This window comes from Pseudoalteromonas byunsanensis, assembly GCF_001854475.1.
Taxonomy (GTDB): Bacteria; Pseudomonadota; Gammaproteobacteria; order Enterobacterales; family Alteromonadaceae; genus Pseudoalteromonas; species Pseudoalteromonas byunsanensis.
The window spans coordinates 336,336-349,000 of sequence record NZ_MNAN01000028.1 but is presented as its reverse complement, the minus strand read 5'-3'; the positions used below and the strand labels follow the sequence as shown (position 1 = coordinate 349,000).

At 41.1% G+C, this 12,665-nt stretch carries 12 protein-coding genes; 4 read left to right on the top strand and 8 right to left on the bottom strand.

The genetic code is table 11. From position 1 onward, the window contains the following. The first annotated feature begins 6 nt into the window (after positions 1-6). Positions 7-1,512: a SpoVR family protein gene (locus tag BIW53_RS09235; protein WP_070991543.1), complete on the top strand. Its 1,506-nt coding sequence runs from the start codon at positions 7-9 to the stop codon at positions 1,510-1,512. 376 nt (positions 1,513-1,888) lie between these two features. Here BIW53_RS09235 and BIW53_RS09230 read toward each other — a convergent pair whose 3' ends face one another. After that, entirely contained in the window at positions 1,889-2,887 is a 999-nt protein-coding gene (locus tag BIW53_RS09230) for a sensor domain-containing diguanylate cyclase (protein WP_070991542.1), read from the bottom strand. A gap of 4 nt (positions 2,888-2,891) precedes the next feature. Next, entirely contained in the window at positions 2,892-3,896 is a 1,005-nt protein-coding gene (locus BIW53_RS09225) for a response regulator (protein WP_070991541.1), read from the bottom strand. Between the two features lie 221 nt (positions 3,897-4,117). On the opposite strand from BIW53_RS09225, the gene tpx reads away from it, so the two are divergent. After that, positions 4,118-4,699 (top strand): thiol peroxidase, encoded by a 582-nt coding sequence (gene tpx, locus BIW53_RS09220; RefSeq protein ID WP_070991540.1) that lies wholly within the window; start codon positions 4,118-4,120, stop codon positions 4,697-4,699. A 71-nt stretch (positions 4,700-4,770) separates the two neighbouring features. On the opposite strand, the gene adk is transcribed toward tpx, so the two are convergent. From adk to recR, 3 genes are all read right to left on the bottom strand, one after another. Beyond that, positions 4,771-5,415 carry an adenylate kinase gene (adk, locus tag BIW53_RS09215; protein ID WP_070984846.1) on the bottom strand — a complete coding sequence of 215 codons (645 nt, stop codon included), beginning with the start codon at positions 5,413-5,415 and terminating at the stop codon, positions 4,771-4,773. 156 nt (positions 5,416-5,571) lie between these two features. Next, positions 5,572-7,485, bottom strand: a complete 1,914-nt coding sequence (htpG, locus tag BIW53_RS09210; protein WP_070991539.1) for a molecular chaperone HtpG — start codon at positions 7,483-7,485, stop codon at positions 5,572-5,574. A 160-nt stretch (positions 7,486-7,645) separates the two neighbouring features. Continuing rightward, the gene (gene recR, locus BIW53_RS09205) at positions 7,646-8,248 is read right to left on the bottom strand and encodes a recombination mediator RecR (protein WP_070991644.1); all 603 of its coding nucleotides are present in this window, start codon (positions 8,246-8,248) and stop codon (positions 7,646-7,648) included. Positions 8,249-8,510: 262 nt separating this feature from the next. Between recR and BIW53_RS09200 the strand changes: the two genes are divergently transcribed. Then, the gene (locus tag BIW53_RS09200) at positions 8,511-9,320 is read left to right on the top strand and encodes a hypothetical protein (protein WP_070991538.1); all 810 of its coding nucleotides are present in this window, start codon (positions 8,511-8,513) and stop codon (positions 9,318-9,320) included. After that, on the top strand, positions 9,310-10,188 hold the full coding sequence (locus BIW53_RS09195; protein WP_070991537.1) for an RNA polymerase sigma factor: 879 nt from the start codon (positions 9,310-9,312) through the stop codon (positions 10,186-10,188). The genes BIW53_RS09200 and BIW53_RS09195 overlap by 11 nt, the downstream gene beginning before the upstream one ends. Positions 10,189-10,305: 117 nt before the next feature. Here BIW53_RS09195 and BIW53_RS09190 read toward each other — a convergent pair whose 3' ends face one another. The 3 genes from BIW53_RS09190 to BIW53_RS20865 all read right to left on the bottom strand — a co-directional run bounded on the left by BIW53_RS09190 (position 10,306) and on the right by BIW53_RS20865 (position 12,493). Then, a complete protein-coding gene (locus BIW53_RS09190; RefSeq protein WP_070991536.1) occupies positions 10,306-11,196 on the bottom strand; it encodes a PD40 domain-containing protein in 891 nt (296 codons plus the stop codon). Between the two features lie 274 nt (positions 11,197-11,470). Continuing rightward, the gene (locus tag BIW53_RS09185; protein ID WP_070991535.1) at positions 11,471-11,812 is read right to left on the bottom strand and encodes a hypothetical protein; all 342 of its coding nucleotides are present in this window, start codon (positions 11,810-11,812) and stop codon (positions 11,471-11,473) included. 366 nt (positions 11,813-12,178) lie between these two features. Continuing rightward, positions 12,179-12,493, bottom strand: coding sequence for a hypothetical protein (locus tag BIW53_RS20865; RefSeq protein ID WP_175442111.1), 315 nt, complete (start codon positions 12,491-12,493; stop codon positions 12,179-12,181). Between the last annotated feature and the right edge of the window lie 172 nt (positions 12,494-12,665).

Here is a 12,665-nt window from a genome sequence, read left to right as displayed (position 1 = left end):
GAGCTTATGAGTTATAAGCCAATGAATGATGGGCCTGATTGGACCTTTGATCTGCTTAACGAATATCAAGTCGAAATAGCCCGTGTTGCAGAGCATTACAGGTTGGATACATACCCTAATCAGATAGAAGTGATAACAGCTGAACAAATGATGGACGCATATTCCAGTGTCGGTATGCCTATTGGCTACAGTCACTGGTCATTTGGTAAGAAATTTATTGCAACCGAACAAAACTATAAACGTGGACAAATGGGCTTAGCCTATGAAATCGTTATTAATTCGAATCCTTGTATTGCATACTTAATGGAGGAAAACACTCTCCCCATGCAAGCGCTTGTCATGGCACATGCTTGCTACGGCCATAACTCATTTTTCAAGGGTAATTATCTATTTAAAGCTTGGACCGATGCTTCTTCAATCATTGATTATCTGGTTTTTGCCAAGAACTACATAGCCGAGTGCGAGGAAAAGCATGGTATTGATGAGGTCGAAAATTTACTAGACTCATGCCACGCATTAATGAACTACGGCGTTGACAGATACAAACGTCCTCAACAGATTTCACTGTACGAAGAGCAGAAACGACAAAAAGAACGTGAAGATTATTTACAATCGCAAGTAAACGAGCTTTGGCGCACTATCCCGGTTAGTCAACAAGAAGAGCGAATGAAAAAAGTGCGCTTCCCCAGTGAGCCACAAGAAAACATTCTTTACTTCATCGAGAAAAATGCACCTCTGCTTGAATCATGGCAGCGTGAAGTTATTCGGATTGTAAGAAAAATATCGCAATACTTTTATCCGCAAAGACAAACCCAAGTTATGAATGAAGGTTGGGCTACATTTTGGCACTACACTATTTTAAATCACCTCTATGATGAAGGAAAAGTCTCTGATTCCTTTATGCTAGAGTTTTTGCAAAGCCATACCAATGTAGTCTACCAACCTCCCTATAACAGCAAGTTTTATTCTGGAATAAACCCTTACGCCCTTGGTTTTAACATGATGGTTGATATTCGCCGCATATGTGAAAACCCAACCGACGAAGACAAAGAGTGGTTCCCAGAATTTGCCGGAAGTAACTGGTTAGATACGCTACATTTTGCGATGGAAAACTTCAAAGATGAGAGCTTTATTAGCCAATTCTTATCACCAAAACTGATAAGAGATTTTAAACTTTTCACCATTATCGATAAGCAATCTAGTCCGCATTTGGAAGTGGGAGCAATTCATAATGATGTTGGCTATCAAAGAGTTAGATCATCATTGTCAGCGCAATACAACCTGAGTAACAACGAGCCTAATATTCAGGTCTATGATGTAGATGTTAGAGGGGATCGTTCCCTCACTTTAAGGTATGTTCCTCAAAATGGAATTCCTCTTGCAGAATCTAAATCAGAAGTCTTAAAACACCTCTACAGACTTTGGGGCTTTGCTGTACGACTCGAACAGGTAGATGACAATGGCGAAGTGCAAGTCATCGCACAATGTCCTTTAGAAGAAGAAGAGGATTAAACTATTGCAACATAGAAGTAACACAAACTGGTTTGTGTTACTTAATTCACTTAACTAATCATAATAGAGTCCAGCTTTAACTCAGGCGTTTACTTACAGCCGTACACCGGATCGTGCTTTAGTCACAGTACTAATCAAACTAGGATGACGTGGCTTCGCCACTTACCCAACCTACTCCGATATAAATTTAGGTTGGATAAGCTTAAGGCGCCATCCAACAATCTGACAAGTCACAAATAGCCTTCTATGTAGGTGATTAATAAAAGGGACGTTGCAACTGTCGAAGTAAATCAAAGAGTTAAAAGTCAGTTCATAACACATATACGACTGTCAGGCTTGATTGGGTCCTATTAACCATATCTGACAGACTTATCACTTAATCCACGTTATTAACCTTAACAGAGTCCTTTTTTAACTCTGGCGTGTATTGAGTGACCTGGTTTCTACCGGATTCTTTTGAGTGGTACAACGCCATATCCGCAGCTTCAATCCATTGCTCATGCTTGGAAAAACTTGAGTTATAAGTCGCAAAGCCCACGCTTACCGTGATCTTAATCTGTTGCTCATCATAAAAAATAGATGACTTTTCTATCAAACTACGCAAACGCTCAGCGAATATTCTTGCGCCTTCGGCATCAGTATCAACCAAAGTCACAGCAAACTCCTCCCCACCATATCTACCAGCAGTATCCGTTTCGCGCAGAGTTTTTTTCAATAAATCAGATATATGCCTTATCGCTTCGTCACCACCACTGTGGCCATATTCATCATTAACGGTCTTAAAATGATCAATATCAAACATTAGTAATGAACTACAGCCATTACTACGTTTGAGACGTAAAAACTCGTTGCGTAATCCAGCTTCCCAATAACCTCGGTTGGCTAATTGTGTCAAACTATCTGTTCGACTGATGCGCTCCAGTTCATGATTCGCCTTTTCCAACTCAATCTTGTTCATCGCTTCATCAGTGACATCATAAATAATGATACATATATGCCCTACTTCACCTGTTACCATTGATAGTGGGATAATAGTAGAGTTTTGGTACATATAATCCGCTTTCCCCGTAATTGGGCGGTAGTTCTTAAAGCGGAAGATATAAGGTTGCTGTTCCCAAATTGTAAATGAGCGATTTTTTAAAACAAATACCGACTCGGCTTTAGAGCGAAACCACTTTTCATCAATACTTGGAAAGATATCAAAGATATCTTTATCTTTAACCGCACTGGGTAATAGCCCAGAATGGTTTTCCATAAAACCATTCCACACACATACTTTATACTCTCTGTCTAATACCACCAGACCAATGTCAACAGTATTGAACATGTCCATCAACCAGTGTATTTCATTCATTTCAAAATCGGCAGCAGGCATAGTTTTAATCTTCTAATAAATAGGCGACTTTATACTTCAAGGTTTTTAATGAGTCTTCTGTAAACAACAACATAAGGTCACAGTTAATATTGTGGTTTTCAATACCATAACTGATCTCTATCGCTAACGTTCTTTGCCATCGACCTTTATTTGCTTTGACTAAGTCGGACACATCGCAGTGCTGCCCCAACACCACAGGGTGGCCCTGACTAAAAGACATGTCTAATTGTTTTGATAGCCCAGTTAAAATAGCGCCAATTAAGATATTACTAATATCCATCAATAGCTCTAACTCAACTTTGTCATTTAACTCACCTTGATAGTTCATCAGCGATGCGACTTCTTTAAAACTTGAGTCATTTAGCAAAAGAAGCGCTTCACCAGAGACACCACCACCAATAAACCCTTGGCATACACCCGATGTACTGGCATTAGCATCAATGGCTTGTAACGCCATATGTAACTCGCTTACTTCTAATACATTTACATTCGGAATAGGTAACTCTACAAACACATTCAACAAGCGTGCAAGTAAATCCCCTGCTTGGCCCATCGCAACGTTCGTCAGTTCTTGATAGATGTCTCTGATCTCAGGTTCCAACTGCTCCCCCAGTTTATGAACCAAGCTTTCTCTAATCGCCCTGTCTCGAATACCATGATGCTCGATGATTTCCACCAGCTTTGATGAATCGCAGGGTTTTCGAATGAAATCTATTGCACCAAGCTCAATAACACGTTGATGTGCGTTTGGCTGAATGTCTCCCGAAACCACGACGGTAAGCACATTTAAACCTTGCTCATTTATTGCTTGTAGAACGCCGTAGCCATCCATTTGTGGCATGTTTAAATCTAAGAAAAGAATTTCAGGTGAGAGTTTTTTTATTTTTTCAATACAATCAATACCATGCTCTGCAAACTCTACTTTTATGTCCCAATCACTTGGCAACGAACGCGCCAACTGTCGACGCGCCAGTTTTGAGTCATCACATATTAAGACCAATGTTGACATAAAAGCTCTCTTACATTGACAAACCACAATATTAATGAGATGTTATTAAATGGTTGCATTTGTTGTTATAGGTATTCTATATTAGGATACCGCTTATTTTTACGGCACATGTTAATAAAATCGGCCTTGATTTACAACGTAATTCCTACCGTAAGCTTGGTTCATAGCTAACAGTATAATACACTCTGAATGATTACGATAACTGACCTTAGGACTTGTTTATGCACAAAGCAATAATACTAGCTACGGCGCTGTTTTCAGCACAGCTTATAGCAATGGATTTTCAGGAAAATCAAATAGATAATGGCAAAGTAAATGCTAACGGCAAACCTGTAACTTTATTAGGTAATGGCGTTAAAGTTGGCCAACAAGCCCCAGATTTCAAAGTCGTTGATGGCTCTTTCGTTCCTGTTACATTAACAGACTTCAAAGATAAAGCCGTATTAATTAGTGTGGTACCCAGTTTAGACACCGGCATATGTAGCTTACAAACTAAACATTTTAATGAAAAAGTCGCTGGAGAATTTAGCGATGTCGTCATGTTGACCATAAGCGCGGATTTACCTTTTGCGCAAAAACGTTTTTGCCAAGCTGAAGGAATCGACAAAATACAAACACTATCAGATTCAGTTTGGCACGACTTTGGGAAAAACTATGGCTTATATATCAAGGATATGGGGCTATTGAGTCGTGCTGTTTTCGTGCTGAACAAAGAACACAAAATAGTATACAAACAGCTAGTTGAAAATTTGGCAACAGAGCCGAATTACGAGCAAACCCTAGAGGCACTTAAAGCGCTCTAAAAAGCTTGCAGTATTATTCAATCATAAAAAATGCCAGTCAATGACTGGCATTTTCCAATAATCTAAAAAAATTATCCTAACAACTGAGCTAGCTGTTGACTTACCGCGTCAACGGCTTGTGTTCCGTCCAGTTTATGATACTGAGTGTTACCAGCGTCAGCTTCCGCCTGATAGTATGAAACCAGTGGTTTAGTTTGATCATGGTAGATGCCAAGGCGCTTACGCACAGTCTCTTCTACGTCATCATCACGAATGATTAAGTCTTCACCTGTAACATCATCCTTGCCTTCTACTTTAGGCGGGTTGTAAACCACGTGGTAAACGCGGCCAGAACCTGGGTGAACACGACGTCCGCCCATACGCTCAACGATGATTTCGTCAGCAACATCAAACTCGATAACGTGATCAATGCTGATACCATTTTCTTTCATCGCGTCGGCTTGAGGAATAGTACGAGGGAAACCATCAAGCAAGAAACCTTTTGCACAGTCTTCTTTGGCAATGCGCTCTTTAACCAAACCAATGATGATTTCATCAGAAACCAACTGACCTGCGTCCATCACTTTTTTAGCTTCTAGGCCAAGTGGTGTTCCCTCTTTGATAGCAGCACGTAACATGTCACCAGTTGAGATTTGTGGAATACCATATTTGTCCATTAAAAACTGTGCTTGAGTGCCTTTACCTGCACCCGGCGCGCCTAAAAGGATAATGCGCATAATTATGTTCCTCGTTTTCGGAGTTTATTTGAAGTTGGTTAAATTTTTTCACATGCGTCCAAGATTCTCAAGCGACTTATACTAATTGCTTAACTTAATAGTCATATAAACGCAAAAAAGGGGCTATAGAGCCCCTTTTTGACTTCACGCATGAACCTATTTACTTAGATCAAGCATTAATTTATTAAGACGTGTTACGAATCCAGCTGGATCTTTTAGACTACCACGCTCTGCAAGCAAAGCTTGGTCTAGTAACACTTCTGACCACTGTGCGAACTTATCTTCATCTTGTTCAACATTTAAGTGTTTAACAAGCTGGTGCTCTGGGTTTAGCTCAAACACAGGTTTAGCTTCAGGTACAGCCTGACCAACCGACTCCATTAGCTTTTGCATCTGTGAACTCATATCGTGTTCATCTGCAACAACACACGCAGGAGAATCAGTTAAACGATGCGTAAAGCGTACTTCTTTAACTTTGTCGCCAAGCACGCCTTTAACACGCTCAACCAACCCTTCTACTTCTTTTTCGCTTTCTTCTTGAGCTTTTTTGGTTTCTTCGTCGTCTAAGTCGCCTAAGTCTAAGTCACCACGCGTAATTGACTGAAGTTGCTTTTCTTCAAACTCTGTTAAGTGGCTCATCATCCACTCATCTACGCGATCAGAAAGCAATAACACCTCGATGCCTTTCTTGCGGAAGATTTCTAGGTGAGGCGAATTTTTCGCCGCTTCAAAGCTGTCAGCAACGACATAGTAAATCTTGTCCTGACCTTCTTTCATACGCTCAATGTACTGCTCTAAAGACACATTTTGTGTGCTTTCATCAGTGTGTGTTGAGCTAAAGCGCAGCAGTTTAGCAATGGCTTCTTTATTGGCCATATCTTCTGCAGGCCCCTCTTTGATAACTTGACCAAACTCATTCCAGAACGTTTGATACTCTTCTGGTTTGTTTTTGCCCATACGCTCAAGCATTTTAAGCACGCGTGACGTACAACCTTTACGAATTGCTTGTGTGATCTTGTTATCTTGTAAAATTTCACGCGATACGTTCAATGGTAAATCGTTTGAATCTAGCAAGCCTTTTACAAATCGTAGGTAACTTGGCATGAACTGCTCGGCGTCATCCATAATGAATACGCGTTGCACATATAGTTTCAAACCACCTTGACGGTCACGATTCCACAAATCAAACGGTGCTTTTTTAGGGATATAAAGCAAGCTGGTGTATTCAGTCTTACCTTCTACCTTGTTGTGTGCCCATGTTAGAGGCTCTTCCCAATCATGACCAACATGCTTGTAGAACTCTTTATATTCTTCTTCGCTTATTTCAGACTTGTCGCGAGTCCAAAGTGCCGTTGCGCGGTTAATAGCTTCCCACTCACCAGGCTTGGCTTCAATTTTCTCACCATCAGGACCTTCTGACTCAGGCACAGGCTCTTTATACATTTCTACAGGAATTGAAATGTGATCCGAGTATTTAGTAACGATGCCACGTAGTCTAAAGTCATCTAAAAACTCTTGTTCGTCTTCACGAAGGTGAAGAATAATGTCGGTACCACGGCCTTCTTTTTCTACTTCAGCTAAGGTGTATTCACCTTCACCTTTTGAGTGCCATTCAACTGCAGCTTTCTCACCTGCTTTACGAGTAACCACTGTTACCGCATCGGCTACGATGAATGCCGAGTAAAAGCCAACACCAAATTGACCAATAAGCTGAGAATCTTTCGCTTGGTCGCCTGTTAAGTTTTGGAAAAACTCTGCGGTGCCAGATTTAGCAATCGTACCTAGTGAACTGATCACTTCATCACGCGACATACCAATACCATTATCAGAAATAGTGATGGTATTTGCTTCTTTGTCTACGCTAACACGTACACGAAGCTCTGCGTCACCTTCGTATAAATCACCATTTGATAAGGCTAAAAAGCGTAATTTATCCGCTGCGTCAGATGCGTTTGACACCAGTTCACGTAAAAAGATCTCTTTGTTTGAGTACAAAGAATGGATCATTAGGTTTAATAATTGTTTGACTTCTGTTTGAAAGCCTAATGTTTCTTTTTGAGCTGCGGTCATTGTTCTCTCCGGTATAACCAATAGATGCAGTGTTAATATGTCAAAGGATATGGGGGAGAGTTTTTTAACTTCAAGGGGAAAAAATAAATTAATTTGCCAATTGTTGTGCTCAGAGTGTGGTCCATTTCACTCTGAGTACTTATAAATCATTGCATCACATTTAACTTAAGCTGCGTCTGCCTGAAAATGCATGCATAAGCGTCATGCCATCAACTAAGTCCAGCTCACCCCCTACCGGCATACCATGAGCAATACGTGATGCTGCCACTTGATATTTTTGGCACAGCTCTGCAATAAAGTGCGCGGTTGCTTCACCTTCAACAGTTGGATTGGTGGCCAAAATAACTTCGTCAATATTACCCGCTATTAGCTTTTTCTCTAAAACATCCAAGCCTATTTCTTTAGGTCCAATACCATCAATGGGTGATAAGTGGCCCATCAGTACAAAGTACAACCCCTGATATTGACCCGTTTGTTCAATTGCTAATACGTCTGTCGGTGACTCAACAATACAAAGTAAACGACTATCTTGGCGTTTAACACTTTGACAAATATCGCATTGTGCAGACTCAGAAAATGTTCGGCATGATTGGCAATGACCAATCACCTGCATCGCCTTAGTCAAACAATTGCCAAGTTGTGTACCACCATCTCGGTCTCTCTCAAGTAAATGAAAGGCTATGCGTTGTGCTGATTTTGGGCCAATGCCAGGCAAACAACGAAGGGCTTCAATAAGCGCAGTTAAACTAGGTGATAATTGCATAAAATACTGTTTTCTAATTGGCATGTCAGAATGTCCCCTGACATGCGTTTATTAATATTCCGAAAAGTACCACAACCATCAAATAGAGTACACTGCCGCTTTGCGTTAAAGCCCCCTACCGAGACTTTACGGTGCACCAAACATATATAAGTAACCTTAGTTAAGAAATATATTTGGATCTTTCAAAAAAATGTACCAGAGCCGACTCTTTTAATGGGTCATATCCGTCTTATCTATAACACGATTAAATTTGGAGCTCATTATGTGCACATCTCACACTCACTCTGGTGCATTTGCACACGGTCAATTACAAGAAGTATTCAAAAATATTTGGTTTGTTGAAGGGGGCTGGGATATGCCGCTATTTTTGAAGCCAAGGATCTCACGCTCAATGACCATAGTGCGCAATCACGACGGTACGTTAACTCTCATCAACAGTATGAAACTCAGTGATGAAGGACTAAAACAACTAGATGCGCTAGGCAAAGTAAAAAACGTGATACGCCTTGCGTCAATGCATGGTGCCGATGATGGTTTTTACAAGACTCGATACTGCGCCACAATCTATGCGCTTAAAGATACGCAATACACCAAAGGACTGCGTACTGACGTAGAAAACACGCAAAATTATTTTGAGCCAGATATTTGGTTTGATGAACATACCGATTTGCCGCTACCTAACGCGCAACTGTGGGTAATGAATAGCCCCAAATTAAAAGAGGGCTGTATCATATTAAATCGAGACAACGGTATACTGCTCGCAGGAGATGTACTGCATAACACCCCAAAACCCAATATATTTACCAACTTACTTGCAAAAATATTCATGCACTTATTTCGTTTAGCTAAACCCTATAATATTGGCGTTGGCTGGTGGCTTATGACTCAACCAAGTGGCAATGAGCTAAGAGCTATACTTAACCTGCCTTTCGAGCACGTTTTGCCTATTCACGGACAACCTGTGATTGGTAATGCCAAAGAGAAATACAGAAAAGCTATTGAATATTATGCTGCACTAGCCGAACGTAAAAAGTGGCATGCATTACAAGGGGCAACCAAACATGGTAAATAAACACATGAAACATGAACCTATCGCCACCGAGCAAGATTTACTTACTCACCTAAGCGAAGCTCGCCCTATTCTACATCGTTTTTGTACTCGCATTACTGGCTCTGTATTTGACGGTGAAGACTTAGTACAAGCCACGTTGCTACGCGCCTATCAAGGGCTGGCGCAAAGTATCCCCATAAATAATTTGCAAGCGTGGTTATTTAAATTAGCCAGCAATCTGATGATAGATAATCACCGAGCAACGCAAGCTAGACCTGAGGGCTATACGGTCGCACATGACAATATCAATAGTGATAAAATGATAAATGACGCCGCGCTAGACGACCTTGACTGGTTGATGACATTGCCACCAATACAGCGTAGCGTTCTGGTCCTCAATAATGGATTTGGCTATAGTGCGCAGCAAAGTGCCGCATTACTGCACACCACAGAAGATGCTATCAAATCAGCACTGGCTAGAGCCAGAGGACAGCTAAAAGGCTATATACCAAGCGCGACTAAAACCATTAGTGATGACGACACTCGGCGTTTAAAGCTGTATACCGAACTATTTAATCAGCGTAAATTTGACGAGCTACTGTCTCTTACCATTGACGAAATAAAATTAGATATGGTGGCCAAGGCACAGATGCATGGCAAAAAAGACATTCAGTTTTACTTTAGTAATTACGATACGCTCACCAATTGGCATGCCGAACCCGGCATAGTAGAGGGCAAGCCCGCTGTGCTAGTGTTTGAACCTAAGATAAGCAAAACCACTCCTCAATATGTGGTCTTGCTCGAATACGCTGCTGATGCACTTAAGCGCTTACAAGATTTTCGCTATGCACGATATGTGATGGAGTCAGCAAAGTGGCAAGTTGTTTAAAGCGTTAACTTCACAAAATGCGTCATAAAAGATAAAACAGTGGCTTAAACTGTACTAACCAAGCGCTTTTTTGCTATACAAAAGTTAAAATGCATAAAGCGCGACCCGCTAATTGGCCTATAGTTTGGGCCTTAGATTCTCAATCACTTTGGCATCAACCCAATAACTTTTTCCTACCCAGTTTTTGCTGCCGTCTTTTCGACGATGCCAATCACCACGAGAGAAAAATAGATATTTCCCGTCATGACTCACCCACGGAGAACTTTCATCTGAGTCCGTATTAATGTGCTCGCCCATATTGATCGCGGGTAACCATTCCCCTGCGCTGTTTTTAAAGCTGATATAAATATCTGACCCACCATGGCCGACATCTCGCACGACATCCCACATTAAATAAGATTCATCAGGCGCAATATAGGGGTGTGCTATCCACTCTCCGGTATTGATCTGTGGTCCCAGTTTTATAGGGTCTTGGTATTTGCCATTTATTAGCTGCGAATAGCCAATGTTGCCATGCCCATTATCTTGTTTTTTATAAAATGGGAAATAATAAGTCCCTTTTGCCGACACTGACAAACCGTGCCCTTGCTCTTTTATAAACGCGCCGAGACTTTTTAACTCAGACCACCCTGCTGCTGTCAGTTCTCTGTACTGTTTCCCAAGATGCATCACAGAGCCATCGGAAGAAAATTGCGGCCACCGTATATCCGTCTCGACCACCTCACCCCAGCGACCATTGTCATATCGAACAACAAAAAATGTACGTTTTTTGTACTTGCCATTTTTACGAGTGAAATAGAACGCAGCCATATCTGGGTTAAACATGCCCCCTTCAAAACGCCCATCGGGTGAAACTATTTTAGGGTCAAATAGTTTGGGCACTAAGCTAGGTGGCGTTTCACCAAAATAATGTTGCGATAAAGCGGCATCTGCACTTTGACTTATGCTTTTGCCACTCAAAGTAAATAAACCAAGAAGTAAACTAGTTGAAATAATCTTTCTAATCATTAGTTATCCATTATTTATGCTTAAACAAATAACCAATCTATTCTCAGCAATGGCAAAATACCTGACGCCCGAATGACTTTTAAATGACTTTGCACCGACTACATTTATTTGCAATGCCAATTTTGCTTGGTGAAAATTAATAACCAACTGATTTTTATGATTTTAAATGCTTTATAAAGTTTTAGATTTGACCCTCATCTGTTCGATTATTTTCGCATCAACCCAATGAGGGTTACCTATCCAATCACTGCTGCCATCCTGTTGTACTATTTTATCACCGCGCCAAAAGAACAAAGTACTTGACCACCTGCGAAGGCGCAATGGCCTTTTCAAGCCACTTTCCTTCTTTGTGCTGCATCACAATCCACTGAGGTGTTTTGAGTTCCCTCCCATTTCTTGTAAACGACAGCTGTGTCATATCGCTCAAAAATACAACCTCCGTTTCTAGGTATTGTTTTGTAGATACAATACCAGGGGCAAATAATTTAGGTGTTAACCCCGGTGGTTCTAGCCCCATATAGCGTGTTTCTAATGCGGGAAAACCATCTTGACTCGCGCTTTGACTTGTAAATGATAAACTCGAAAACAGCATCAATAAAACAAAAGAACGCTTCATAAATCTCCTTTTTTAAAAATAAGTAAATGAAAATACAAAAACTTTTATTTAATTGCCGCGTACTATAAACACACTAAAAACAAAAAACCTGACGTTTTAATGATTTTAAAACACCAATTACTTATCTTTATTTATCATAAGCTTGTTGCGTGCCACCAAGACCCTCGTCATCCTGACGAAGGTCAGGATCTGGTTGTTTTGTAAAGTTGCACATCCACTTTAAAGAGCCTCGTCATCCTGACGAAGGTCAGGATCTGGTTTCTATGAGCAACACTTAAACGGCAAAGACCCTGAAACAAGTTCAGGGTGACGAGTAGGTTCAGGACGGCGAATAGGTTCTGGACGTCAAATAGGTTCAGAGCAGGTTTAGAGTAACGCTAACTTCACATTCACCCAAAGCCCCGCACCTTTCGTCATCCTGACGAAGGTCAGGATCTGGTTTTTATAAGCAACACTTAAACGGCAAAGACCCTGAAACAAGTTCAGGGTGACGAATAGGTTTAGGGTGACGAATAGGTTTAGGGTGACGAATAGGTTTAGGGTGACGAATAGGTTTAGGGTGACGAATAGGTTTAGGGTGACGAATAGGTTTAGGGTGACGAATAGGTTTAGGGTGACGAGTAGATTCAGGACGGCGAGTAGGTTGTGGACGTCAAATAAATTCAGAACAGCTAACTTCACATTCACCCAAAGCCCCGCACCTTTCGCCATCCTGACGAAGGTCAGGATCTGGTTTTTATAAGCAACACTTAAACGGCAAAGACCCTGAAACAAGTTCAGGGTGACGAATAGGTTTAGGGTGACGAATAGGTTTAGGGTGACGAGTAGATTCAGGACGGCGAGTAGGTTGTGG